Here is a 25,413-nt window from a genome sequence, read left to right as displayed (position 1 = left end):
AGGTGGTTCGGAGCGGGGCCCTTCGCTGCGGAGCGCGGCAGCGCTATGCGGTCTGCTTCTCGCGCACGGCGCGGGTGGCCTCGATGATGTTTTTCAGCGACGCGACGGTCTCGTCGTAGCCGCGGGTCTTCAGGCCGCAGTCCGGGTTGATCCAGACCTGACGCTCGGGGATGGCGTCCAGGGCCTTCTCGATGAGCTCGGTGACCTCGGCGACCGACGGAACACGCGGCGAGTGGATGTCGTAGACGCCCGGCCCGATGCCGTGCGAGAAGCCGCTCGCCTTGATGTCGTCGACGACCTCCATGCGGCTGCGGGCCGCCTCGATGCTCGTCACGTCGGCATCCAGGTTGCGGATCGCGTCGATCACCACGCCGAACTCCGAGTAGCAGAGGTGCGTGTGGATCTGGGTCGCGTCGGCCACTCCGCTCGTGGCCAGACGGAACGAGCCGACCGACCAGTCGAGGTAGTCCGCCTGGTCCTTCTGCTTCAGCGGCAGCAGCTCGCGCAGCGCGGGCTCGTCGACCTGCACGATGCGGATGCCCGCTGCCTCGAGATCGGCGATCTCGTCGCGCAGCGCGAGGGCGACCTGGCGGGCCGTGTCACCGAGCGGCTGGTCGTCGCGCACGAACGACCAGGCGAGGATGGTGACGGGACCCGTGAGCATCCCCTTCACCGGCTTCTGCGTCAGCGACTGCGTGTACGCGGACCAGTCGACAGTGATCGGCTTCGGCCGGCTCACGTCGCCCCACAGGATCGACGGACGCGTGCATCGCGACCCGTAGGACTGCACCCAGCCGTTCTGCGTCACGGCGAAGCCGTCGAGGTTCTCCGCGAAGTACTGCACCATGTCGTTGCGCTCCGGCTCGCCGTGCACGATGACGTCGATGCCGATCTCCTCCTGCAGATCGACGACCCGGGAGATCTCGGCCTGCATGAGCCCGAGGTATTCGGCCTCGGTGATGATCCCCCTTCGCGAACTGCGCGCGGGCACGACGGATGTCGCCGGTCTGCGGGAACGATCCGATCGTGGTGGTGGGCAGCGCGGGCAGGCCGAGCGCCGCATCCTGAGCCGCGAGACGCGCCTCGTAGCCACCGCGTGAGAAGTCGTCGGACGTGAGAGCGGCAGCGCGCTCGCGCACGGCGCCGTCGCGCACCCCGGGTGCGCTGAGCCGGTCGGCGAGAGCTGCCGACGCCTCGGCCAGCTCGGTCTGAATCGCCTCGTGCCCGTCATCGAGCCCGCGCGCGAGAACGGCGATCTGTCCGACCTTCTGGTCGGCGAACGCGAGCCACGACGTCAGACGCGCGTCGAGCGCGGGCTCGTCGGCGACATCGTGCGGCACGTGCAGCAGCGAGGTGGAGGTGGATGCCGCGATCTTCGGCGACAGCGCGAGCAGCGACTCGAGCGTCCCGAACGACGCCTCGAGGTCGCCGCGCCAGATGTTGTGGCCGTCGATCACGCCTCCGACCACGGTCTTGCCCGGCAGCGCCGCGCGCGTGGCGTCGTCGAGGTCGACGGGGACGCTGCCGCGCACGAGGTCGAGCGAGATCGCCTCCACCTTGGTGGCGGCCAGCACGGGCAGCGCATCGTCGAGCGAACCGTAAGGCGCCGCGACGAAGAGCTGCGGACGCTCGGCCGCGGAGCCGAGCACGTCGTAGGCGGTCGCCGCCGCAGCGAGAACGTCTGCGCGTGCGTCGTCGATGCTCTCGCTGACCAGTGCGGGCTCGTCGAGCTGCACCCACTCGGCTCCCGCGCCCTTCAGACGAGCAAGCAGCTCGACGTAGACCGGGAGCAGGTCGGCGAGACGGGACAGCGGCCGGAAGTCCTCCGGCGCGCCGTCGGCGGCCTTGCTCAGCGCGAGGAATGTGACGGGGCCGACGATGACCGGGCGAGTCACGTATCCGTCGGCCTTCGCCTCCTCGAATTCGCGCACGAGACGCTCGGAAGCCAGGCGGAAATCGGTGTCCTCGCCGATCTCGGGCACGAGGTAGTGGTAGTTCGAGTCGAACCACTTCGTCATCTCGAGGGGAGCGTCGTCGCCGGCACCGCGAGCGATCGTGAAGTAGCCGGCGAGGTCGACCGTGCCGTCAGCGCGCTGCAGCGACGCGAAACGGGTGGGAACGGCGCCGACCGTGACGGCGGCATCCAGAACCTGGTCGTAGAAGCTGAAGCTCTCGGGAATGGACGAGTCTGTGCGGCCGAGACCCAGCGCGGCCAGACGCTCACGGGTGGTGCGGCGGAGACCCGCAGCCGTGGTCTCGAGCTCGGTGGCGTCGATCGAGCCCGCCCAGAACGCCTCGACGGCCTTCTTCAGCTCGCGGCGGCGGCCGATGCGCGGATACCCGATGATCGTCCCGGTGGGGAACGCGGAGGAGGTCATGCGTAGTCCTTCTGATTGCTGGTGGTGAGGTGCTGCTGGTCGATCAGTCCGCAGCGTTCGAGCACGGCGAGCGCAGTCTGCGGCCGGCCGTAGGTATAGAGGTGGATGCCAGGCGCACCGCCCGCGACGAGTCGCGATGCGAGCCGCGCGGCGTAGTCGATGCCGATCTCGCGCCTGCCCTCGTCGGTGGGTTCCACCTCGAGCTGGATGCCCAGCTCGGCCGGCAGGTCTTCGCCGCTGAGCTCGAGCATGCGCCGTAGAACGCCCGGGGTCGTCGCGGGCATGATGCCGGGCAGGATCGGGAATGTCACACCGGCCGAGCGCGCCCTGTCGACGAACGCGAAGTAGTCCTCGGCGTGGAAGAACATCTGCGTGATGGCGAGGTTCGCGCCGGACGCCTGCTTGGCGAGCAGGGTGTCGATGTCCTGAGTCGTCGACCGCGAACTCGGATGCCCGTTCGGGAACGCGCCCACCGCGATCGTCACCTTCTCCCGACGTCCGACCGCCCTGGCACGAGGCAGTCCGGGCACCGGGATCTCGCGATACGGCTCGCGCTCGGCCTGGATGCGGTGGATGAGCTGCACCAGCTCTGCGGCACTGTGCAGGTCGCCGAGCGGGGCATCCGGTGGCGAATCTGCCGGAAGATCGCCGCGAACGGCGAGAAAGCGGGTGACGCCCGCGGCGAGGAACTCCCGGATCATGCGCCCGGCTTCCTCGTGAGACGACCCGATGCACGTGAGGTGCGCCATGACCGGAACGGTGGTATCGCTCAGAATCTGCTTGACGACGTTGAGCGACGACGCGTGAGACGAGCCGCCCGCGCCGTAGGTGACTGCCATGAAGTCCGGCCCAACGGCCGCGAGCCGCTGCAGCGTCTCGGGCAACGCCTTCGCCGCAGCCTCATTACGCGGCGGATACAGCTCGAACGAGAACGGGGTGCCGCGCGGACACGGCACCTCGCCGTCGGCGTTCTGCTGTGCGCTCACGTCGGCTCCCGGCTCGGGCGGCGCGGGTCGACGACAGAAGCCGAGGACATGCACACCGCATCACTGACGGACCACGCAGATCACGCGGTCCGTGGGCGGGTGCCGGGCTCGGCTTTCGCTCCAGTCGAGCCGCTCTCAGAGCCGCTCGACGAACAACGCACCCACCGTACCAAAGCTCGGCCGCGCGAACGGTGCCGTGTTACGCATCGCTACGCCGAGGTCGAGACGGTCTCCGCACGGAACGGCTCGAACACCGGAACGAACTCCGCAGCCAGCTTCGCCGTGATGCGGGTGCCGTCGGGTTCGTAGTCCGTGTGCAACACCCTGCCACGCTCGTGCAGCGCCGACACCAGATCGCCCCGGTCGTACGGGATGAGCACGTCGATGCTCACGGAGCGGTCGGGCAGGAGCCTCGCGATGGCGGCCAGCACCTCGTCGATGCCCTCGCCCGTGCGGGCCGAGGCGAACACCGCGTTCGGTTCGAGGCCGCGCAACTCCAGCCGTCTGCCATCGTCGATGAGATCCGCCTTGTTGAAGACGACCAGCTCCGGGATGTCCCTGGCGTCGACTTCGCCGATCACATCGCGCACCGTGGCGATCTGAGCGGCGGGATCGGGATGCGAGGCGTCCACGACGTGCACGATGAGGTCGGAGTCGGCGACCTCCTCGAGCGTGGAGCGGAACGCCTCAACGAGCTGGTGCGGGAGGTTTCGCACGAATCCCACGGTGTCGGACAGCGTGTAGAGACGACCGTCGGCGGTGATCGAGCGGCGCACCGTGGCATCCAGCGTCGCGAAGAGCGCATTCTCGACGAGCACGCCCGCCTTCGTGATGCGGTTCAGCAGACTGGACTTGCCCGCATTGGTGTAACCGGCGATCGCGACCGACGGCACGCTGTTGCGGCGACGGTTGGCGCGCTTCGCCTCGCGCGCGGGCGCGAAGTCCTTGATCTGCCTGCGCAGCCGGGCCATGCGGGAATGGATGCGCCGTCGATCGAGCTCGATCTTCGTCTCGCCGGGCCCGCGGCTGCCCATTCCGGCTCCGCCGCTGCCGACCTGGCCGCCGGCCTGGCGGCTCATCGACTCACCCCAGCCGCGCAGTCTCGGCAACAGGTACTCGAGCTGCGCGAGCTCGACCTGCGCCTTGCCCTCGCGGCTCTTGGCGTGCTGGCTGAAGATGTCGAGGATGACGGCGGTGCGGTCGATCACCTTCACCTTGACGATGTCTTCCAGTGCACGCCGCTGGCTCGGGGCGAGCTCGGTGTCGGCCACGACGGTGTCCGCGCCGAGCGCCGCCACCACGTCGTGCAGCTCCTGCGCCTTGCCGCTGCCCAGGTAGGTGCTGGGGTCGGGATGCGGTCGCCGCTGAAGCAGCCCGTCGAGCACCACGGCGCCCGCCGTCTCGGCGAGTGCCGCCAGCTCGCGCAACGAGTTCTCGGCATCCGTCAGCGTGCCACCGGAGTAGACGCCGATCAGCACGACGTTCTCCAGTCGCAGCTGCCGGTACTCGACCTCTGTGACGTCTTCGAGCTCGGTGGAAAGCCCCGAGACACGGCGCAGCGCTGCACGCTCCTCGCGGTCGTACTGCTCGCCGTCGGAGGCCTGCCCCTCGGCGGCCTGCTGCTGCAGGGCTTGCGCGCCCTGACCGAAGATGGCGGTGCGAGCGGATGCCTGCGACGCCCTGGCGAGGACCCTCGCCACGACGTCGTCGTGCTGTCCACCTGCGTGCTCTGCGCCCGCATTCTCGGTGCCGACATCGGCCGTCTGCGCGTTCATCGACTCGTCGTCGCCTGCGTTGCTGCGTGCGGCGTCGTCGCCGGCATGGTCCCGATTGCTGTGGGTTTGGGTCATCGTGTGCTCCACCCTAGTTGTCCTCACCGACAGCGCCTCGAACGCTGCCGCTCGGTGCCCCGCCGCCTCCCGGCGTCGAGTACCGTCCTCTGTATGGCCTCTGGCGAGCACTACTTCACATCCCGTCCCGGCGGTGACGCCAAGCTGCATCCCCTGTCGGTGCGACTCGCGGGCCGCGACCTGGAGCTCATCACCGCTGCCGGCATCTTCAGCCCCGATCACATCGACATCGGAACCCAGGTGCTGCTCGCGGACGCGCCCGACGCACCGCCGAGCGGAGACCTGCTCGATCTCGGTTGCGGCTGGGGACCGATCGCCCTGACCCTTGCGCTCGAATCGCCGAATGCCACGGTCTGGGCCGTCGACGTCAACGAGCGCGCGCTCGACGTGCTGCGCCGCAATGCCGAAACCCTCGGTCTGCACAACCTCAACGCCGTGCTGCCCGACGATGTTCCCGCCTCGGTGGCGTTCCGCGCCATCTGGTCGAACCCCCGATCCGCATCGGCAAGGCCGAACTGCACGCCCTGCTGCTCAGGTGGCTCCCACGACTCGACATCGACGCGGATGCCTGGCTCGTCGTGCAGCGCAACCTCGGCTCCGACTCGCTCCAGCGCTGGCTGCAGGGTGAGCTTCCCGCGGAGTTCGCCGTGCACCGCGCGTCGTCGAGCAAGGGATTCCGCGTGCTGCACGTCACGCGGCGCGGCGCCCGACGGGGCGATTCCGAGGAGTAGTCGCACGATCGCGACGGACGCGCGCGGCAACGAAAGTCCGTGCCGCCACGGCCGTCGCAGTCAGCTCCTGAGCGGCCGCGATGCGTCAGCCGACGGTCAGCTCTCCGTCGTAGACGAGCTCCGCCGGGCCCGACAGCGAGACGTGCTCTCCCTCTTCCGTCGGGAACATGCGCACACCGAGGGTTCCGCCTGGAACCCGCACCTTCCAGTTGTCGGGCGCTCCGTCGCCGGCCCAGTAGCGGGTCGCGAGTGCCGCGGCTGCCGTGCCCGTGCCGCAGGCCAGTGTCTCGCCGCTGCCGCGCTCGTGCACCCGCATGCGGATACGACCGATGCCGTCGACGATCAGCGGCTCGGAGGGCACCACGAACTCGACGTTCGCACCGTTCACGGGCTCGGGGTCGAGCACCGGCCGCGGGCCGAGGTCCACGCGATCGAGCTCGTCGTCGTCCGCGAGCGCCACGACCACGTGCGGGTTGCCCACGTCGATGCCCAGGCCGGGCCGGGCGACGCCGAGGTCTTTGGCGCGCACCAGCGGGTCGTCGCCCGTCAGGTGCCACGCGCCGAGATCGACCTGGAATCCGGTTCCGCTCTGCTGCACGTCACGCACGCCGGAGCGAGTGCCGATCGGCAGCGTCTGCCCGGGAGCGAGGTGCGCGTATCCGCCGTCGAGCAGGTAGCGCGTGAACACCCGGATGCCGTTGCCGCACATCTCCCCCGCCGAACCGTCGGCGTTGTGGTAGTCCATGAACCACTCGGCCGTCGGATCCTCGGCGAGCACCGCCCCGCCCTCCGGAAGAGCAGACGACCGCACGGCCCTGATGACGCCGTCAGCCCCCACGCCGAAGTGCCTGTCGCAGATCAACGCGATCTGGGCGGCGGTCAGGTCGACCTTGCCGTCGGGGTCCGCGAACAGCACGAAGTCGTTGCCCGCGCCGTGGCCCTTGGTGAAGGAGAGTGTCGTCACCAGGGAAGCCTATCCAGAACGAGCGACGCGGCGACGCCGGGCTCCGACGCCTCCAGCCACTCCAGCTCGGCGTAACGCTTGAACCACGACACCTGCCGCCTGGCGTAGCGACGGGTGAGCCGCTGGGTCTCCGCGATCGCTTCCTCGCGGGTGAGCTCGCCGCGCAGCTCGGAGACCGCCTGCGCGTAGCCGATGGCTCTTGATGCCGTGACCCCTCGTTCGAGCCCCTCGCCGAGTAGTGCACGCACCTCGTCGAGAAGCCCGGCGCTCCACATGCGCTCAACCCGGGCATCCAGCCGCTCGACGAGCCGTTCTCGCGCCATGCCGAGCCCGATGACGACGGCGGGCGACCAGAGCATCGGTCGCTCGGGAAGGGCTGCGCCGTGCCCTGTCTCGCGCAGCTCCGCCACCTCGAGGGCGCGGATGACCCGACGTGCGTTGGCCGGATCCACCCGCGCCGCCGTTGCGGGGTCGAGCGTGCGCAGTCGTTCGAGCAGTGCACCGATCCCGTCGCGCTCGGCGTCGGCCTCGAGGCGGGCGCGCACGTCGGCGTCCCTGCCGGGGAACGCGAACTCGTACAGCACCGACGACACGTAGAGCCCCGAGCCGCCGACCAGAATGGGCAGCGCTCCTCGCGAGGCGATCTCCTCGATCGCGGCCCGGGCGTGCGGCTGGTACCACGCGACGGTCGCCTCCTGGCTGACGTCGAGCACGTCGATCAGATGGTGCGGGACGCCCCGTCGCCCGGCGATCGGCAGCTTCGCCGTTCCGATGTCCATGCCGCGATAGAGCTGCATGGCATCGGCGCCCACTATCTCGGCATGGATGCCCCGCTCAGCCAGCCTCAGCGCGACGTCGATCGCGAGGTCGCTCTTGCCCGTGCCAGTCGCCCCGACGATCGCGAGATACGGTGCGGGCGCTTCCGTCAACGCTCGCCGTCGGCGAGGTCGTAGATCGGCGTCGTGGGGCCGGCGGGAGAACCGACGTCGAGCCGCGAGCGCAGCGTCGGCAGCCCGAGCGACACCGGGCCGGCACCGCCACCCGTCGCCCCGTGCGACGGAACGGCGCACGACTCGGCCTCTGCGCGGTCCCAGGCATCGCCGGCTCGCGTGCGACGCACACGCAGCAACTCCCCGGGCTTCGCGTCGGCGAGCAGGTGGAACGGCGCAGCGTGCGTGACGCGAACCGTGACGACATCGCCCGGCCGCGGAAGCTCGGATCCCTTCGGAACCTCGAAGTGCACGAGGCGGCTGTCTTCCGCGCGACCGCTCATGCGGTGCGTCTCCGCGTCTTTCTTGCCTTCACCGGTCGAGACGAGCACATTGACCTCACGGCCGACGAGCTTCTCGTTCTCCTCGAGGCCGATGCGCTCCTGCAGGGCGATCAGGCGCTCGTAGCGATCCTGCACGACCTCCTTCGGAACCTGCTCCTCCATGGTTGCTGCAGGCGTGCCGGGGCGCGGCGAGTACTGGAAGGTGAACGCCGACGCGAAACGCGCCTGCTCGACGACCCGCAGCGTCTCCTGGAAGTCCTCTTCGGTCTCACCGGGGAAACCGACGATGATGTCGGTGCTGATGGCGGCATCCGGGATGCGTGCACGCACGCGATCGAGGATCCCGAGGAACTTCGCAGAGCGATAGCTGCGGCGCATGGCACGCAGGATGCGGTCGGAGCCGGACTGCAGCGGCATGTGCAGCTGCGGCATCACGTTGGGCGTCTCGGCCATGGCGTCGATGACGTCGTCGGTGAACGCCGCAGGGTGGGGGCTCGTGAAGCGAACGCGCTCCAGTCCCTCGATCTCGCCCGCAGCACGCAGCAGCTTGCCGAACGCGAGGCGGTCGCCGAAGTCCACGCCGTAGGAGTTGACGTTCTGCCCGAGCAGAGTGACCTCGATGGCGCCGTCGTCGACCAGCGTCTGGATCTCTGCGAGCACGTCACCGGGGCGGCGATCGTTCTCCTTGCCGCGCAGTGCGGGCACGATGCAGAAGGTGCACGTGTTGTTGCAGCCGACGGAGATCGACACCCAACCGCTGTAGGTGGAGTCACGCTTGGCCGGGAGGGTGGACGGGAACGTCTCCAAGGCATCCAGGATCTCGAGCTGCGCCTCGTGATTGTGGCGGGCTCGCTCGAGCAGGCTGGGCAGGGAACCCATGTTGTGGGTTCCGAAAACGACGTCGACCCACGGCGCCTTCTCGAGGATGACGTTCTTGTCCTTCTGCGCGAGGCAGCCGCCGACGGCGATCTGCATTCCCGCGTGGCGGCGCTTGACGGAGGCCAGATGTCCGAGGTTGCCGTACAGCTTGTTGTCGGCGTTCTCGCGCACCGCGCATGTGTTGATCACGACGATGTCGGGCTCGGCGTCGACGGCCGGAACGTAGCCGGCGGCCTCGAGGGATCCGCTCAGTCGCTCCGAGTCGTGCACGTTCATCTGGCAGCCGTAGGTGCGCACCTCGTAGGTGCGGGCGTTCCCCGCGGCGTCGACGGCGGCATCCGACACCGCGATCGACGTCGGCGTCGAACTCGGTCGGATTCGATCGGCAATGCTCATAGTGCGGACCAGTCTACGTTCGCTGTCCGAGCATTCCGTTCGCGCGCACGAGCCGCTGCTCAGCGGAACCGCACGCCGTCGCGTCCGCGACCGTGGCCGCCCTGCGAGTCGCGAGGATGATCGCTCAAAGCGGTGCGCACCGCGGCCCTCACGACGTCGCCGTCGTAGCCCTTGCGCGCGAGGTACGCGTTCAGCCGTCGCGCCGCAACCTCGTACGGCTGTGCGCGCAGCTGCCTTGCTCTGGTCGTCGCGAGATCGGTCGCCCGTTCGAGCTCGTCGTCGTCATCGAGCTCCGCCATGGCCTCGGCGATGACGTCGTCGTCGAGGTGACGCCTGCGCAGCTCCATCTCGATCGCCGTGCGGCCCGCGCCCTTGCGCGCGTGCATCGCGTACACGACCGACACGGCCAATGCCGCGTCGTCGACCAGACCGACGCTCTCGAGGCGGTCGAGCTCCGCGGCCGCGGTGAGTTCGTCCACCTCGCGTTTGGCCAGCACCTGCTCGAGCTCCCAGCGGGACATCCCTCGCCTGGCGAGCTGATGGATGGCCACGTTGTTCGCCCGCGTCGTCGCGCGATCACGCCCGTTCGCGCCGCGCGCGACCGTCGCTCGCCCTGAGTCCTGCTCATCGGACTCCTGCACGGCCCGGACTCGGGCCAGTGCTTCCTGTGCCTCCGCGGAGGGTCGGGCACCAGGGAGGTAGGTCACCGGCGCGAGCGTGTCTCCTTCTGGCGACCGGCCTCGTGCCGCCCCGCCGTCGGCGGACCGAGCGCGGCGGCGCGTCGGACGCGACTCGTCGCCTCCTGCGGGAGGGAACTGCACCACCATCGCGCCACCGCCTCGATCAAGCGCCCTTGCGCTGAGCGATCTTCGGCTCGATCGACTCGACGTTGGACGCGCCTTCCGCCGGAGCGTTCGGGTCGGCGATGACGCCGAGCTTGACGAGGATCTTGTGCTCGATCTCCGCCGCGATGTCGGGGTTGGCGATGAGGAAATTGCGGGAGTTCTCCTTGCCCTGCCCGAGCTGGTCGCCCTCGTACGTGTACCAGGCTCCGGACTTCTTCACGATGGCCTGCTCCACGCCGTAGTCGAGAAGGCTGCCCTCGCGCGAGATGCCCACGCCGTACAGGATGTCGAACTCGGCCTGCTTGAACGGCGGGGCCATCTTGTTCTTGACGACCTTGACCCTCGTGCGGTTGCCGACGGCATCCGTTCCGTCTTTCAGAGTCTCGATGCGGCGGATGTCGAGTCGCACCGACGCGTAGAACTTCAGCGCCTTGCCGCCGGAGGTGGTCTCCGGGCTGCCGAAGAAGACGCCGACCTTCTCGCGCAGCTGGTTGATGAAGATCATCGTGGTGTTGGTCTGGTTGAGTGCTCCGGTGAGCTTGCGCAAGGCCTGCGACATGAGGCGCGCCTGCAGACCAACGTGCGAGTCGCCCATCTCGCCCTCGATCTCCGCCCGCGGCACGAGCGCAGCGACCGAGTCGACGACGATGAGGTCGATCGAACCGCTGCGCACGAGCATGTCGGCGATCTCGAGCGCCTGCTCTCCCGTGTCGGGCTGGGAGACGAGCAGCGAATCGATGTCGACGCCGAGCTTCTTCGCGTACTCCGGGTCGAGCGCGTGCTCCGCGTCGATGAACGCAGCGATGCCGCCGCCCTTCTGCGCGTTGGCGATCGCGTGCAGCGTGAGTGTGGTCTTGCCTGAGGACTCCGGACCGTAGATCTCGACGATGCGACCGCGAGGCAGTCCGCCGATGCCGAGCGCGACATCCAACGCGATGGAACCCGTGGGAACGACCTCGACCGGCGCGCGCTCGTCGCTGCCCAGCCGCATCACCGAGCCCTTGCCGAACTGCCTGTCGATCTGAGCGAGCGCGGTCTCGAGTGCTTTTTCGCGATCAGCTGGAGAGGGCATGTGTGGCTTCCTTTCGCCGGGACAGTCGTTGCGGATTCGCTGCTTCGAACCGTAGAGCGCACGTGCGACATTCGAGTGTCGTGGGGCCCATGAGGTGGATAACTCACTTCGAGGGCGCTTGTGGTCTCAGAGTACCAAGAACCGAACATCTCTTCGTATGTCGGATGGCGTGTCGCGATCGAGTCGCGGGATCAGATTCGGCTCAGCGAGGGCGTGGCTCGGGGATTCCTGCGCCGTAGCGACGCTCCACCGGCACCTCCATCGCCTCGCACAGCGCGAACCACACGTCGCGCTCTCGAGCGCCGGCGGCGAGTGCCTCGTCACAGGTGCGGTTGCCCAGTTCGTCGATCACCAGGTCGCGCAGCAGGGCGCGCCCGTACTGCTCGCCGAACTCGGCGGCGACGGCACGCTTGAACTCGCTCGCTCGCATCCCGTCAGCCTAGGCGGCGGTGCCGCAGCCCCGCGGGCAAGCCGGAGCCTCGGCGCGGAAATCGCGTCGCAGTCCGACACGAGCGATGCGACGCCGCGGGATGAACGAAAGAACGCCCCGCGATGCGGGGCGTTCTTCGTTCGAGCGAAGACGACGTCATCGAGCGACGAGGTCCGCGTCGAGCGCGGCGACGAACTCGTCGGGGATGGTGTCGGGAATCACCTGGTCGATGCCTTCGATGACGGCCAGACGGTCGCCGACCTCACGCATGATCACCGAGATGGGCGTGTCGAGCGCCTCGGCCACCGAGGCGAGGATCTCACTCGACGCCTCTTTCTGACCACGCTCGACCTCGCTGAGGTATCCGAGAGCCACGCTCGCGCGGCTCGCGACCTGACGAAGAGTGCGCCCCTTCTGCAGGCGGAAGTCCCGTAGCACGTCGCCGATTTCCTGACGTACAAGAATCATTGGAGCCTCCTTTTCTCTTCCTGCCACAACCTTCGAATCCATGTGCACCTTCAACGCTACGCGCATCGGGTCCAAGAACTCTAACCGCCCTGGATGGGCTTTGGGTGTGAAGTACACACGCTGTAACGAACTCGACACACCGCCTATTCCACCGCCGCCGGTGACGAGAGAAAGCGCTCGACGAGTGCGGCGACCGCGCGTCTCACCGTCTCGGCCCGGATCTGCATCCGGTCCCCGTCGAGCGACAGTTCGAGCGCCTCATCGACGTCGCCGTACGAGATGCCGACGAACACCGTGCCCGGCGCCCGACCGCCTTGCCCGTCAGGGCCGGCGACGCCCGTCGTCGCCACGCCGATGTCGGCGCCGCGGCCGTCGACCGCGAGACAGGAACGCACACCGCGGGCGAGCTGCCTTGCCACCTCGGGATGCACGGGGCCGTGTTCGGCGAGCAGCGCGGCATCCACCCCTGCCAGCGTGTGCTTCAGGGGCGTCGCGTAGACGACGACGCCGCCCACGACCACGGCGGAGGCTCCTGCCGGCCTCGTCAGCTCCGCGGTGAGCGCCCCTGCGGTCAGCGACTCCGCGGTGGCGACCGTGAGGCCCTCACGCGTGAGGTGCGCGATCAGCGCGGCCGTGGCATCCACCGACGCGTCGGCCTCCGGCTGCTCGGTCACGCTGCCGTCCCCGCGCTGCGGCGAAGCCGGTACGCCTGCCACAGATAGTCGAGGCCGGACCAGACCGTGAGCACCAGCGCGGCGCCCATGAGCACCCAGTTGACCCAGAAGATCCAGTCACCGACGACCACCCAGGTGGGCGCGAGAGCGAAGGAGATGGCGACGGCCTGAACGACAGTCTTGAGCTTGCCGCCCCGGCCGGCAGGAACGACGTTGCCGTGCTGCAGCTCGACCATGCGCCACACGGTGATCCCCACCTCGCGCACCACGATGACGATGGTCACCCACCACCACAGCTCGCCGAGGATCGAGAGGCACACGAGCGCGCCGGAGGTGAGCAGCTTGTCGGCGATCGGGTCGAGGATCTTGCCGAGGTCGGTGACGAGTCCGCGTCTGCGCGCGATCGCGCCGTCGACGCCGTCCGTGGCGATGGCGATGATGAAGAGCGCGGCGGCGATCCAGCGCAGCAGACCGTCATCACCGGCATCGGCCAGCAGAAGCCAGAAGAACACCGGCGCCAGGATGATGCGCACGACGGTGATGAGGTTCGGCAGGTTGAAGTTGCCTGGAGCGGTCGGCGCCTCGCTGCTGCCGGGATCGGTCATGCTCCAAGACTACGGGCAGGAGACGAACCCTCAGTCGCGTCCCGTGAGACCCCAGGCATCCTCATCGGAATCGCCATCGACCTCTTCGAGCCCGTCGAACTGACGTGAGACGGGGTCGTCGTAACGGTCGTCATTCGCGGGCGCCGTCGTCGGAACAGGCGCCGCAGGAGCGGGGCTCGCCGCGGCAGCGGGGGCGGATGCCTGGCCGCCGTCCTGCCCGCGCAGCCTCGCCATCACCTGCGGCAGCTGCTCGGGCGTCACGAGCACGTCGCGGGCCTTGGATCCCTCGGACGGTCCGACGATGTCGCGCGACTCGAGCAGATCCATGAGCCTGCCCGCCTTCGCGAATCCGACACGAAGCTTGCGCTGCAACATGGACGTGGAGCCGAACTGGCTCGACACGACGAGCTCGGCGGCGGCGAGCAGAAGGTCGAGGTCGTCGCCGATGTCGGAGTCGATCTGCTTCTTCTCGGGCCCGGCCGCGACATCCTGCCGGTATTCAGGGCGTGCCTGGCTCGTCACGTGGTCGACCACGCGCTGGATCTCGCTCTCGGCGACCCACGCGCCCTGCACGCGGATGGGCTTCGACGCGCCCATCGGCAGGAACAGTCCGTCGCCCTGACCGATGAGCTTGTCGGCGCCCGGCTGATCGAGGATGACCCGCGAGTCGGTGACGCTCGTCACAGCGAAGGCGAGCCGCGACGGCACGTTCGCCTTGATGAGACCAGTGACGACATCGACGGACGGCCTCTGCGTGGCGAGCACGAGATGGATTCCGGATGCTCGGGCCAGCTGCGTGATGCGCACGATCGAGTCTTCGACGTCACGCGGCGCCACCATCATCAGGTCGGCGAGCTCGTCGACCACGACCAGCAGATAGGGATAGGGCTTGAGCTTGCGCTCACTGCCCTCCGGCAGCACGATCTCGTCGTTGCGCACTGCTTTGTTGAAGTCGTCGATGTGGCGGAAGCCGAAACTCGCCAGGTCGTCGTAGCGCATGTCCATCTCTTTGACGACCCACTGCAGCGCTTCGGCCGCCTTCTTCGGGCTCGTGATGATGGGCGTGATGAGGTGCGGAACACCGGCGTAGACCGAGAGCTCGACACGCTTCGGGTCGACGAGCACCATGCGCACATCGCTCGGCTTGGCCCGCATGAGCAGGCTGGTGATCATCGAGTTGACGAAGCTCGACTTTCCGGAACCCGTGGATCCCGCGACCAGCAGGTGCGGCATCTTGGCGAGGTTGGCGACGACGAAGCCGCCGCCGACGTCTTTGCCGACGCCGATGGTCATGGGGTGATGGCTGCTCGTCGCGGCCGCCGAGCGCAGCACGTCACCGAGCGAGACGATCTCGCGGTCGGAGTTGGGGATCTCCACGCCGATCGCGCTCTTTCCCGGGATGGGCGAGAGGATGCGCACCTCGTTCGACGCCACCGCGTAGGCGAGGTTCTTGCTGAGCGCCGTGACGCGCTCCACCTTGACGCCGGGGCCGAGCTCGATCTCGTACTGCGTCACCGTCGGGCCGCGCGAGAACCCGGTGACACGGGCATCCACCGAGAACTGGTCGAGCACCGATGTGATGGCGGCGACCACCTCGTCGTTGGCCGACGAACGCGCCTTCGCAGGTGTCCCTGCGGAGAGAGTGGATGCCGCCGGCAGCACATAGGGCGCGTCCGGCACCGCCTCGAGCGGCATCGCATTCGCCACCGCCGCTTCATCGAAGTCGTCGTCGGACAACCCGAAGCCCGGAAGCACGGTCGTCGTCGCGTCGGGCTGGAGCCCGGTCGATCCGGTGCCCGCGCGCGAGACGTCGCCGGTGAAGCGGCTGACCGCGTTCTCCGCCTCCTTGAGGTCGGCGAGCACCTCGGTCTTGTAGTCCTGCGGCTCGGGCTCGAGCGCAGTGGCGAAGCTGCCGGTACCCGGCGAGTCGGTGCCCAGCACCTCCGTGAACGACGGGCCTGCGGCATCGAAGTCGGGGTCGACCTCGCGCCCGCTCTTGTTGCGACGCCACCACGGGATGTTCGCATCGTCGCCCGACGATTCGTCGTCGTCATCGGCCTCTTTGCCACGCCGTCTGCGTGCCGGCTTCTCGGCCTCGACCGGCTCTTCCTCGGCCTCCGTCTGAGCACCGAACAGGTAGGAGTAGAGCTCGCCGAGCCGGCGCCCGATGCGGTTCGGCGGGGTCTTGGTGATGATCAAGATGCTGAGCAGCATCAGCACGATGACGATGGCCGCCGCGCCGTAGACGGTGGCGAGCGCGACCAAGGGGGCGCCGACCATCCAGCCGATGACGCCGCCCGCCTTGGCGAGGGCCACGATGCCGTCGCTCGGCTGCGGGCGCGCCGAGAAGATCTCGCAGAGCGCCGCCACGGTGACCAGCAGCAGCGCGAGGCCGATGCCGATGCGCGTGTTGTCGTGCACAGACGACGGATGCCGGAACAGCCAGACCGCCAGCAACAGCATGACGACGGGCAGCCCGAACGCGACGCGACCGAACAGGCCGCCGAACGTCCAGGCGTCCAGCTGCTGGGCCACGGGATTGTCGATGAGGAACCACTCGACGACGGCGCCCGCCACCGCCAGCAGAACGATGAAGAACGGCAGACCGTCTCTGCGTTCCTCTTTGGCGAGCTTTTCGGGACCGAAGGCGCGCGCGGCGCCGCCCACGACGTGGGCGAGGCCGAGCCATGCCTTGACGAGGATGCCGCGCTTGGGCTCCGGCGCCGGCAGCACCTTGGTCTTCTGGGTCGCCGTCTGACGCGTCGGCGTGCGCGCGGTCGACGTGCCCCTCGCGCGGGCGCGCGACGTCGACTTCGTGCTCGTGGCCATGGGAGCAACGCTAGCGGCCACCGGCGTCATCGCGGCAGAAGCGGCGCGGAGCGCCAGCGATTCGCGCCGCGGCGAGCGGCCGCCGGCGACTCGCCCCGCCACGCCGTCCCGCAGCAGGAACCCCTGCCGCAGATCGCCATTGTCGACGCACCGATGGGGCCGTCTGCGACAGTGATTTCGGCCGTTGGTCGGGCGAGCGACGGCGTCCGGGACGAGGCGGACGCGCGGACCCTCCCGTGATCGAGGCCTACGCCTCGATCACCAGCGGGACGATCATCGGGCGGCGGCGATAGCTCGTGTTGACCCAGCGGCCGACCGTGCGACGCACGACCTGGCTGAGGGCGTGAGCGTCGCGCACGCCGTTGTGGGCGGCATCCGCCAGCGCGGCAGCGATCTTGGGTTTCACGTCGTCGAACACGGCGTCGTCTTCGGCGAAGCCCTTCGCGTGGATCTCCGGCCCCGTGATGACCCGTCCCGTTCCCGCCTCGACCACCACGATGATGGAGATGAAACCCTCTTCGCCGAGGATCCTGCGGTCCTTGAGGTCGGCGTCCGTGATCTCACCCACCGACGACCCGTCGACGTACACGAAGCCCAGGTCGAGCTGCCCGACGATCTCTGCGACTCCGTCGCGAAGGTCGATGACCGTGCCGTCTTCGGCGATGATCGTGCGCTCCTCGGGAATGCCGGTGTCTTGCGCGAGCTTGGCGTTCGCGGTGAGGTGCCGGTACTCGCCGTGCACCGGCATCGCGTTGCGCGGCTTGAGGATGTTGTAGCAGTACAACAGCTCGCCCGCTGCAGCGTGCCCTGAGACGTGCACTTTGGCATTGCCCTTGTGCACCACGGTGGCGCCGAGCTTGGTGAGGCCGTCGATCACGCGGTAGACCGCGTTCTCGTTGCCGGGGATGAGGCTCGAGGCGAGGATGACCGTGTCGCCCTTTCCGACCTCGATCTGGTGGTCGAGATTGGCCATGCGCGCCAGCACCGCCATCGGCTCGCCCTGCGACCCCGTGGACATGTAGACGATCTTGTCGTCGGGCAGGTCGGCGGCCTTCTTGTAGTCGATCAGCACACCCTCCGGCACCTGCAGGTACCCGAGCTCGGCGGCGATCGTCATGTTGCGCACCATGGAGCGGCCGAGGAGCGCGACGCGCCTGCCGTTCGCGTGGGCGGCATCCAGCACCTGCTGCACGCGGTGGACATGGCTGGAGAAGCTCGCCACGATGACGCGCCGCGGGGCCCTGGCGATCACGTTGTCGAGCACCGGACCGATCGAGCGCTCGAGCGCGGTGAAGCCCGGCACATCGGCGTTCGTCGAGTCGACCATGAACAGGTCGACGCCCTCTTCGCCGAGCCTGGCGAACGCGCGCAGGTCGGTGAGCCGGTCGTCGAGCGGGAGCTGGTCCATCTTGAAGTCGCCGGTGTGCAGCACGAGGCCCGCCGACGTGCGGATGGCCACGGCGAGGGCATCCGGAATCGAGTGGTTCACGGCGATGAACTCGAGCGAGAACGGTCCGAGCTGCTCGCGCTGACCCTCCTTCACCGTGAGCGCGTACGGCTGGATGCGGTGCTCCTTGAGCTTCGCCTCCACCAGAGCGAGCGTGAGACTCGAGCCGATGAGCGGGATGTCGCGCTTCAGCCGCAGCAGGTACGGCACGGCCCCGATGTGGTCCTCGTGCCCGTGCGTGAGCACGAGGCCGACCACGTCGTCGAGGCGATCGCGCACCGGACCGAAGTCGGGCAGGATCAGGTCGACTCCCGGCTGGTCCTGCTCGGGGAAGAGCACGCCGCAGTCGACGATGAGAAGCTTGCCGTCGATTTCGAAGACGGTCATGTTGCGGCCGACCTCTCCGAGACCGCCCGTCGGGATGATGCGGAGAGTACCGGGTTCGAGTGCGGGCGGGTCGTATACCGACGCGGGCATATGCCGTGCCTCCAGTGTTTCGTTGTCGAGCGAGAGGTTCGCTCAGCGTGTGGTTCCCGCCACCTTGGGAAGCGCTCCCCCGGCGGCGGCGTTGCGGTCCGGCCTGAAGTTGCTCAGGTCGAGGCCGTCGATGTCGTTGACCAGGTCGAGGTCGGCCTCGATCTGCGCTGCTTCGAAGTCTTCCGGCCCCACGAGCGGCAGCCGCACTCGAGGACTCTGGATGCGGCCGAGGCCGTGCAGGATGTACTTCGCGGCCACCGTGCCCGGCACGTGGGTCATGACGGCCCTCGCCAACGGTTCGAGCTTCTTGTGCACGGCGGTCGCCGTCGTGAGGTCGCCGCTGTTGACTGCGTCGATGATCTGACGGTAAGGGCGGGCCGCGATGTTCGCGGTGACCCCGACGAGACCGGTGGCACCGATCGCGAGCGACGGCAGCACGTATTCGTCAGCGCCGGAGAAGTACATGAGGTCGGTGTTGTTGAGCACCCGGGAGACCTCGGCCAGATCGCACTTGGCGTCTTTGATCGCCACGATGTTCGGGTGCTTCGCCGCGCGCAGGATGGTCTCGTACCTGATCGGCACGCCGGTTCGTCCCGGGATGTCGTAGAGGATGACCGGAAGGCCGGTGGCGTCCGCGATGAGCCGGAAATGGGTGAGGATGCCTGCCTGCGTCGGCTTGTTGTAATAGGGCGTGACGATCATGACGCCGTCGACACCGGCCTTCTCGCTCGCCTTGTAGAGCTGGATGGCGTGCGCGGTCTCGTTCGAACCGCCGCCCTGGATGATCTTCGCGCGGCCGGCGGCCACGTCTTTCGCCACCTCGACGAGCCGGAGCTTCTCCGGGTCGGTGAGGGTCGAGGTCTCACCCGTCGTGCCCGAGACGACGATGCCGTCGGCGCCGTCGCTGATCACGTCGTCGATCAGCTTCTCCACCCCCGGCCAATCCACTTCGCCGTCGGCGGTGAACGGGGTCACCAGCGCGACGAGGACCTGACCGAAGGGATTGTTTGGCGTGGACACCGAATCAGGCTATCGCGGGTAGGACCCGGAGCTCCATCGTCGGCCGCGCTCTGCGCGCGTCACGGTACGTCACACTCCGTGCCGCAGCGCACGGCGCGTCGTAGCGTTGCGGCATCATGAACCCGGTCGCCGCTCTCCTCGTGCTCGTTGCACTCGTCGTCGTCACGACCGTGCTCGGGCTGGTGTGGCGCGCGCGGTCCGGACGGATTCGGGCTGCCGACGGCATCCGCGTCAGTGCGGACGAGCTCGGCGACGACGTGCATTTCGGCGACGACGCCACGATCGTCGAGTTCTCCACGGAGTTCTGCGGGCCGTGCCGCATCGCCGAGCGCGTGCTCGGCGGCGTCGCCGAGAAGCATGACGGCGTCGCGTTCGTCGACGTCGACCTCGCCGCGCGGCCGCACCTCGCGTCGAGATTCGGAGTCGTGCAGACACCGACGATTCTGCTGCTGGATGCAGCAGGAGGCATCCGCGCCCGCATCAGCGGAGTGCCGCGCGCGGCCGATGTCGAAGAGCAGCTCGCCACAATCGCCGAGGAGACCCATGTCGTCGTCAGCTGAGACAGCGGGCTCGCGCGCAGGACGCGGGATCGACCCGCGCGGACCGCGCTTCGGAGCGACGATCACGGCGGTGCTCCTGCTCATCACGATCTTCCTCGGGCTGGTGGGACTCACCCCGGCGGCCACGGTCGCACTCACGGTGCTGGCGCTGCTGTTCCTCTGGGGCGCAGCCGCCGGCGTACAGAGGCACCCCTGGGGGCTGCTGTACGCACGCGCAGTCCGGCCGAGACTCGCACCTTCGCACGAGGTGGAAGATCCCGCACCGCCGACCTTCGCCCAAGCAGTCGGCTTCGTCATCAGCGCTGCCGGTGTGCTGCTCCAGTTGGTCGGTGTGCCGTACGCGACGGTCGTGGCCGCGGCGCTCGCGTTCGTCGCGGCGTTCCTCAACGCCGTCTTCGGCTACTGCCTCGGATGCCAGATCTACCTTCTCCTCGTACGCATCGGTCTCGTCCGCCGTACCGCCGCGCGGTCCTGACGCGCGGTCGCGCCCTTCCCGCCCCCGCTCGTCCCTCGTACGCTGAGGGAGTCGGCCCGGCTCCGCCAAGGCGACCGGATGCCCGACGGCCGAACGAATCGCGACGCAGTCGAAGGAGCGGGCAATGACCATCACCAGCGAAGCCACCACGCAGTGGCAGGGCGAACTTTCCACGGGGTCCGGCAGCGTGCACCTGGACTCCTCCGACGTCGGGCGGTTCGACGTGAACTGGCGCGCACGATCGGAGGGCGAGGCAGGGGTCACCAACCCGGAGGAGCTGATCGGCGCCGCACATTCGGCGTGCTTCGCGATGGCCTTCTCCGCGACGCTCGCCGGCTTCGGAACCCCGCCGCAGAGCATCCGGGTGACCGCAGCCGTCACCTTGGACCCGACGATTCCCGGCATCACGGGCAGCCACCTGCTGGTCAATGCCGCCGTGCCGGGACTCGGCGAAGAGGATTTCCAGCGGCTGGCCGAAGAGGCGAAGAAGAACTGCCCTGTGTCGCGGGCGCTGGCGGGCGTGCCGATCACCATCGAGGCCGAGCTCGAGTAGCCGCGCGTGGAAAGCGGCACTCTCGACGGAAGAAATGCCCACTCTCGCGAGGAGGAAGAAACTCCCCCGCGGGGCATCCTACGGACGGGACCTGTGCAGCTTGACCGCCTCGCGCAGCGCCTGCCGCGCGCGGCGGCGATCGCCTGACGCGTCGTACGCCAGGCCGAGCCGGAACCAGGCGCGCCAGCTCTCGGGTGCAGCCTCGACCTCGGCCTTGTAAGTCGGGAACTGCTCGTCGGCCGCATCGCGCAGCGGACGTCCGCTGGCACGGTGCGGAAGCTCCTCGATGGGAAGCCCGCCTTCTGCATCGAGGATGCGCACGAGCCGCTGCGTCTGCACGCCGAACCAGAGCTCGCGCAGCAGCGCCCACGCGGCGATCGCCGAGAGCACGAAGAGCGCGATGGCCATGGCGATGCCGATCCACGATCCGCTGGCGATGAGGATCACGCCGTAGCGCACGACGAGCACGACGTAGAGCGCGAGGAGAACGGCCATCACGATGGCCGCGATGCGTCCCTTCACAGGCCGAGCAGCTTGTCGAGCCCCACGGTGAGACCGCGTGCATCGGGAGCGGCCCGCAACGCGTGCAGGATGCCCGCCGCATACGCCCGCGAGCCCGTCGTGTCGTGCGTGATCGTGAGCGTCTCGCCTTCGCCGCCCAGGATGACGCTCTGCCTCGCCACCAGCCCCGACATGCGCAGGCTGTGCACGGGCACGCTCGCCACCTGCTGGCCGCGCGCCCTCTGGTCAGTGTGCGGTGCGGCGACCGGTCCCTGTTCGCTGCGCGCCTCGGCGATCAGCTCGGCCGTGCGCACGGCCGTTCCCGACGGGGAGTCGATCTTCGTCGCGGCGTGCGCCTCGATGATCTCGATCGAGTCGAAATACTTGGCGGCGGCCGCCGCGAATGCGGTGCCGAGGGCAGAGCCGAGCGAGAAGTTCGGAACGACGATCACACCGGCGTCCGGTTCATCGCGCAGCCGAGCCTTCAACGGAGCGAGTCGCGCGGCAGACCAGCCGGACGTGCCGACGACGACATTGCGGCCGGCATCCAGAGCGAAGTCGACGATGGTGGGGCTCACGGCGGGCAGTGTCACGTCGAGCACGATGTCGGACGGCGCATCGTCGGTGCCCAGCATCTCGGAGAGGTCGCTGCGCGAGCCGAGGGCCGCGACGAGCTCGAGGTCGGGGGCCTTCTCGATGAGGTCGACGGCGACGCTGCCCAGCTTGCCGCTCGCGCCGACGACGGCCACTCGAATGGTCATGGCATTCACGATACCAACGGCGAACCGGCGCTTCGGCCGGGCGACGGAGCACGGTCGTATGCTGAGCGCGATGCTCACTTTCACCCCCGCACGCACCGACGACAGCATCGCCGCGGAGCTTCTGAATCGCTACTTCGCCGAGCGCGAGCAGACGTTCCCGAGCGCGCAAGGCGCCTACACCGTGAACCTGCCCGACGCAGGCCGGTTCGTGCCGCCGGCAGGCGACTTCGTGCTCGCCGAACTCGACGGCACGCCGGTGGGCTGCGGCGGCGTGCGACGTATCGAGGATGCCGTCGGCCCAGACGGCGAGCCCATCGTGCGCTTCGAGATCAAGCACCTCTGGCTCGCCCCGGATGCCCGAGGCCGCGGCGCCGGGCGGGTCCTGCTGACCGAGCTGGAGCGCCGTGCCATCGCTCTCGGCGCGACGCGGCTGGTGCTGGACACCAACGAGAGCCTGGCCGCCGCGGGCAACCTGTACCGCACGTCGGGGTACACGGAGACCATGCCGTACAACGACAACCCGAACGCGACGCACTGGTACGGCAAGAACGTGTGAGCGCAGCGGCGCAGACTGGCGTCGCGGATCACTCGACGGCGGCCGACCAGGTCGCCCGGTCCGGCCGGGACACGTCGGGTGCGACTCCCCTGTCAGGCTGCCCGCACGGGAGACGAGTCGGAATCGCTCTCCCGCTCGCCGGCTTCATCGGCCGTCACTGATCCGCCGACCGCGGCTGCCGATGCCGCTGCCACGGTCTCCGCCGCACTCACGATCGCGGAGAGGGTCGCCGTCAGCACCGACCGATCGCGTCCGGCCGCCCAGCCCGTGACGGAGTCACCGCGGTACTCGATGAGCGTGATCGCGTCGCTGTCGTTTCCGGTGCCCACGCTGGTCTGATGCAGACCGAGCACCTCGATGCGGATGCCGACACGCGCGAGGGCCTCGGTGAGTGCCTCCGCCGGCCCGACCCCGTCGTGGTCGCTCGTGTGCTCGCGGCCGTCGGCGGTGCGCAACGTGATCGCGGTGCCCTTGTCGCTGGAGTCGAAGGCCGTGAGCTCGGGGACGCGACGGGGAGCCGGCGGGGTGAGGTAGGCATCCTCGAAGATCCGCAGGAGCTCGGCCGCGGTCACCTCGGCTCCGCTGGAGTCGGTGTGCTTCTGCATGTGCCGGGCGAAGTCGATCTGGAAGCGTCGCGGCAACTCGATGCCGTACTCGGTCTCCAGCAGGTAGGCGATGCCGCCCTTGCCCGATTGCGAGTTCACCCGGATGATGGCCTCGTAGCCGCGCCCGAGGTCGGCAGGGTCGACCGGCAGGTAGGGAACACGCCACTCCAGCTCACGCTCCGGCTTGCCCTCGGCGAGGGCACGGGCACGATGCTCCGCGAACCCTTTCTTGATGGCGTCCTGGTGCGTGCCGCTGAACGCCGTGTGCACGAGGTCGCCGACGTAGGGATGCCTCGGGTGGAGTTCGAGGCGATTGGCGTGCTCGACCGTGCGGCGGATCTCGTCGATGTCGGAGAAGTCGATCATGGGGTCGACGCCCTGCGCGTGCAGGTTGAGCGCCAACGTCGCGAGGTCGACATTGCCCGTGCGCTCCCCGTTGCCGAAGATGCAGCCCTCCACCCGTTGCGCTCCCGCCAGCACGGCGAGCTCCGCGCAGGCGATGCCGGTGCCACGGTCGTTGTGCGGGTGCACCGAGAGGATCACGGCATCGCGTCGAGCGAGGTTGCGGTGCATGTACTCGATCTGGTCCGCGTACACATTGGGTGTTGCGACCTCGACAGTGGCGGGCAGGTTGAGGATGACCGGACGCTCGCGCGTGGCATCCCACAGTCGCGTCACCGCGTCGCAGACCTCGAGCGCGTAGTCGGGTTCGGTGAGGTTGAACACCTCTGGCGAGAATTCGAACCGCACGTTCGGCAAGCCGCCCGCGAACTCGAGCACGTCCCTTGCGCCGGCGAGAATCAGCTCGGTGAGCTCGGCTCGGTCGTGGCCGAGCACGAGATCACGCCACGTGGGTGCGGTGGCCGTGTACATGTGGATGACCACCTGGTTGCGGATGCCCCTGATCGAGTCGACCGTACGCTGGATCAGGTCCCGGCGCGCGGGCGTGAAGACGACGATCGTCACATCGTCGGGCGCGAGCTCACCCTCCGCGATGAGCCGCACGAAGTCGTAGTCGGTCTGCGAGGCGGAGGGATAGCCCACCTCGATCTCCTTGTACCCCATCGCCACCATCAGCTCGAAGAAGCGGCGCTTGCGGGCGGGATCCATCGGCTCCGCCAGCGCCTGATTGCCGTCCCGCAGATCGACGGGCACCCACAACGGCGCGGTGGTGAGGCGAGCGTCCGGCCACGCTCGCACGGTGAGGGGCACCTGCACCCGTGAATACACGTCGCGGTAGCGGTGCGACGGCATCTGCGAGCGACGCTGCCGATTCCACGCCGCCGCGTCGCCGGGGACGGCACCGTGAGGCGTGTCGATGGTGGGGAATGCGCTGCTGACCATGCTCGAGGTTATCACGACTCCTCAGACAAGTAGAGCAGTAGACGTGATGAGAGAATGCCGTCATGTCCCTTGTACGTCGCGAATCCCTCGCCGATCAGGCAGCAGAACTGCTGCTGTCCCGAATCAGGAGCGGCGAGTGGCGGGTGGGCGACAAGCTGCCGGGCGAGACCACGCTCGCGCCGCAGCTCGGGGTGGGCCGCTCCACCGTGCGCGAGGCGATCAGGCAGCTCGCGGGCCGTGGCGTTCTCACCACCCGTCAGGGAGCCGGCGTGTTCGTCTCCGCCGCCGAAGCCGCAGAGCCGTGGGATGCCGTGCTGCGGCGCGCCGACATCGTCGCGGTCATCGAGGCGCGGATCGCCATCGAGACCGAGGCAGCCGCTCTCGCCGCCGAACGCCGCACCCGCGCCGAGCTGCAGTCCCTGCATCGGGCGTTGGCCAGCCGCGACGACCACCGTTCGGACATCGAGGAGCACGTCGACACGGATCACGAGTTCCACCGAGGAATCCTCCTCGCAGCGCACAGCCCGATCCTGCTCGAGCTGTTCGACGACTTCGCGCCACGCAGCCGAGAGGCCATGATCGACATGCTGCGTCTTCGCGGCCGACACGGCACCGACGCCGACCAGGCGACGCACGACGACATCTACGAGGCCATTGCCTCCGGCGACACGGAGATGGCCGCGTCGCTCACCCGAGCCCACCTGAACACTCTCAAGGAGTTGCTGGGCTGAGGC

General features: G+C 68.7%; 22 protein-coding genes and 2 pseudogenes. 6 read left to right on the top strand and 18 right to left on the bottom strand.

What is annotated here, in order from left to right:
* Positions 1-43: 43 nt before the first annotated feature.
* The 3 genes and pseudogenes from metE to hflX all read right to left on the bottom strand — a co-directional run bounded on the left by metE (position 44) and on the right by hflX (position 5,139).
* Positions 44-2,378, bottom strand: a pseudogene (metE, locus tag FPZ11_RS00720) (5-methyltetrahydropteroyltriglutamate--homocysteine S-methyltransferase).
* Positions 2,375-3,364 carry a methylenetetrahydrofolate reductase gene (locus tag FPZ11_RS00715; protein WP_246846435.1) on the bottom strand — a complete coding sequence of 330 codons (990 nt, stop codon included), beginning with the start codon at positions 3,362-3,364 and terminating at the stop codon, positions 2,375-2,377. Before FPZ11_RS00715 ends, metE begins: the two are co-directional and overlap by 4 nt.
* 209 nt (positions 3,365-3,573) lie before the next feature.
* Positions 3,574-5,139 carry a GTPase HflX gene (hflX, locus tag FPZ11_RS00710; protein ID WP_146322595.1) on the bottom strand — a complete coding sequence of 522 codons (1,566 nt, stop codon included), beginning with the start codon at positions 5,137-5,139 and terminating at the stop codon, positions 3,574-3,576.
* A 168-nt stretch (positions 5,140-5,307) separates the two neighbouring features.
* Here hflX and FPZ11_RS00705 point away from each other — a divergent pair.
* Positions 5,308-5,945: pseudogene (locus FPZ11_RS00705) on the top strand (class I SAM-dependent methyltransferase).
* An 85-nt stretch (positions 5,946-6,030) separates the two neighbouring features.
* Here FPZ11_RS00705 and dapF read toward each other — a convergent pair.
* From dapF to dapA, 12 genes are all read right to left on the bottom strand, one after another.
* Positions 6,031-6,909: a diaminopimelate epimerase gene (gene dapF, locus FPZ11_RS00700; RefSeq protein ID WP_146317524.1), complete on the bottom strand. Its 879-nt coding sequence runs from the start codon at positions 6,907-6,909 to the stop codon at positions 6,031-6,033.
* Positions 6,906-7,838, bottom strand: coding sequence for a tRNA (adenosine(37)-N6)-dimethylallyltransferase MiaA (gene miaA / locus FPZ11_RS00695; protein WP_146317522.1), 933 nt, complete (start codon positions 7,836-7,838; stop codon positions 6,906-6,908). Before miaA ends, dapF begins: the two co-directional genes overlap by 4 nt.
* Positions 7,835-9,457 (bottom strand): tRNA (N6-isopentenyl adenosine(37)-C2)-methylthiotransferase MiaB, encoded by a 1,623-nt coding sequence (gene miaB, locus FPZ11_RS00690; RefSeq protein ID WP_146317520.1) that lies wholly within the window; start codon positions 9,455-9,457, stop codon positions 7,835-7,837. The genes miaA and miaB overlap by 4 nt, the downstream gene beginning before the upstream one ends.
* Before the next feature lie 59 nt (positions 9,458-9,516).
* Positions 9,517-10,164, bottom strand: a complete 648-nt coding sequence (locus FPZ11_RS00685; protein ID WP_168203697.1) for a regulatory protein RecX — start codon at positions 10,162-10,164, stop codon at positions 9,517-9,519.
* A 136-nt stretch (positions 10,165-10,300) separates the two neighbouring features.
* Positions 10,301-11,374 (bottom strand): recombinase RecA, encoded by a 1,074-nt coding sequence (gene recA / locus FPZ11_RS00680; protein WP_146317516.1) that lies wholly within the window; start codon positions 11,372-11,374, stop codon positions 10,301-10,303.
* 202 nt (positions 11,375-11,576) lie between these two features.
* Positions 11,577-11,804 (bottom strand): DUF3046 domain-containing protein, encoded by a 228-nt coding sequence (locus FPZ11_RS00675; RefSeq protein ID WP_146317514.1) that lies wholly within the window; start codon positions 11,802-11,804, stop codon positions 11,577-11,579.
* 156 nt (positions 11,805-11,960) lie between these two features.
* The gene (locus FPZ11_RS00670; RefSeq protein WP_146317512.1) at positions 11,961-12,272 is read right to left on the bottom strand and encodes a helix-turn-helix domain-containing protein; all 312 of its coding nucleotides are present in this window, start codon (positions 12,270-12,272) and stop codon (positions 11,961-11,963) included.
* 143 nt (positions 12,273-12,415) lie between these two features.
* Positions 12,416-12,946, bottom strand: a complete 531-nt coding sequence (locus FPZ11_RS00665) for a CinA family protein (RefSeq protein ID WP_146317510.1) — start codon at positions 12,944-12,946, stop codon at positions 12,416-12,418.
* Positions 12,943-13,551 carry a CDP-diacylglycerol--glycerol-3-phosphate 3-phosphatidyltransferase gene (pgsA, locus tag FPZ11_RS00660; RefSeq protein WP_146317508.1) on the bottom strand — a complete coding sequence of 203 codons (609 nt, stop codon included), beginning with the start codon at positions 13,549-13,551 and terminating at the stop codon, positions 12,943-12,945. The genes FPZ11_RS00665 and pgsA overlap by 4 nt, the downstream gene beginning before the upstream one ends.
* 30 nt (positions 13,552-13,581) lie before the next feature.
* Positions 13,582-16,380, bottom strand: coding sequence for an FtsK/SpoIIIE family DNA translocase (locus FPZ11_RS00655; protein WP_146317506.1), 2,799 nt, complete (start codon positions 16,378-16,380; stop codon positions 13,582-13,584).
* A gap of 247 nt (positions 16,381-16,627) precedes the next feature.
* The gene (locus tag FPZ11_RS00650) at positions 16,628-18,304 is read right to left on the bottom strand and encodes a ribonuclease J (RefSeq protein WP_146317504.1); all 1,677 of its coding nucleotides are present in this window, start codon (positions 18,302-18,304) and stop codon (positions 16,628-16,630) included.
* Between the two features lie 42 nt (positions 18,305-18,346).
* Positions 18,347-19,324, bottom strand: a complete 978-nt coding sequence (dapA, locus tag FPZ11_RS00645; RefSeq protein ID WP_146317502.1) for a 4-hydroxy-tetrahydrodipicolinate synthase — start codon at positions 19,322-19,324, stop codon at positions 18,347-18,349.
* 116 nt (positions 19,325-19,440) lie between these two features.
* On the opposite strand from dapA, the gene FPZ11_RS00640 reads away from it, so the two are divergent.
* The 3 genes from FPZ11_RS00640 (at position 19,441) to FPZ11_RS00630 (ending at position 20,912) form a co-directional block, all read left to right on the top strand.
* Complete coding sequence (locus FPZ11_RS00640; RefSeq protein ID WP_146317500.1) at positions 19,441-19,884, top strand: thioredoxin family protein; 444 nt, start codon at positions 19,441-19,443, stop codon at positions 19,882-19,884.
* Positions 19,868-20,359, top strand: a complete 492-nt coding sequence (locus FPZ11_RS00635) for a DUF4395 domain-containing protein (RefSeq protein WP_146317498.1) — start codon at positions 19,868-19,870, stop codon at positions 20,357-20,359. The genes FPZ11_RS00640 and FPZ11_RS00635 overlap by 17 nt, the downstream gene beginning before the upstream one ends.
* A 124-nt stretch (positions 20,360-20,483) precedes the next feature.
* Positions 20,484-20,912, top strand: coding sequence for an OsmC family peroxiredoxin (locus tag FPZ11_RS00630; RefSeq protein ID WP_146317496.1), 429 nt, complete (start codon positions 20,484-20,486; stop codon positions 20,910-20,912).
* A 78-nt stretch (positions 20,913-20,990) separates the two neighbouring features.
* Here the strand turns inward: FPZ11_RS00630 and FPZ11_RS00625 are convergent, their stop codons facing one another.
* Positions 20,991-21,434: a hypothetical protein gene (locus FPZ11_RS00625; RefSeq protein ID WP_437438609.1), complete on the bottom strand. Its 444-nt coding sequence runs from the start codon at positions 21,432-21,434 to the stop codon at positions 20,991-20,993.
* Entirely contained in the window at positions 21,431-22,174 is a 744-nt protein-coding gene (gene dapB / locus FPZ11_RS00620) for a 4-hydroxy-tetrahydrodipicolinate reductase (protein WP_146317494.1), read from the bottom strand. The genes FPZ11_RS00625 and dapB overlap by 4 nt, the downstream gene beginning before the upstream one ends.
* Positions 22,175-22,244: 70 nt before the next feature.
* On the opposite strand from dapB, the gene FPZ11_RS00615 reads away from it, so the two are divergent.
* On the top strand, positions 22,245-22,730 hold the full coding sequence (locus FPZ11_RS00615) for a GNAT family N-acetyltransferase (RefSeq protein WP_146317492.1): 486 nt from the start codon (positions 22,245-22,247) through the stop codon (positions 22,728-22,730).
* A 92-nt stretch (positions 22,731-22,822) separates the two neighbouring features.
* Here FPZ11_RS00615 and FPZ11_RS00610 read toward each other — a convergent pair whose 3' ends face one another.
* A complete protein-coding gene (locus tag FPZ11_RS00610; RefSeq protein WP_146317490.1) occupies positions 22,823-24,679 on the bottom strand; it encodes a 2-isopropylmalate synthase in 1,857 nt (618 codons plus the stop codon).
* A 62-nt stretch (positions 24,680-24,741) separates the two neighbouring features.
* Between FPZ11_RS00610 and FPZ11_RS00605 the strand changes: the two genes are divergently transcribed.
* Complete coding sequence (locus FPZ11_RS00605; protein WP_146317487.1) at positions 24,742-25,410, top strand: FadR/GntR family transcriptional regulator; 669 nt, start codon at positions 24,742-24,744, stop codon at positions 25,408-25,410.
* Positions 25,411-25,413: the final 3 nt, after the last annotated feature.

The sequence above is a fragment of the Humibacter ginsenosidimutans genome (assembly GCF_007859675.1).
GTDB lineage: Bacteria > Actinomycetota > Actinomycetes > Actinomycetales > Microbacteriaceae > Humibacter > Humibacter ginsenosidimutans.
Note: the sequence above shows the minus strand (reverse complement) of the source record. Positions and strands in the feature narration are given on the sequence as shown.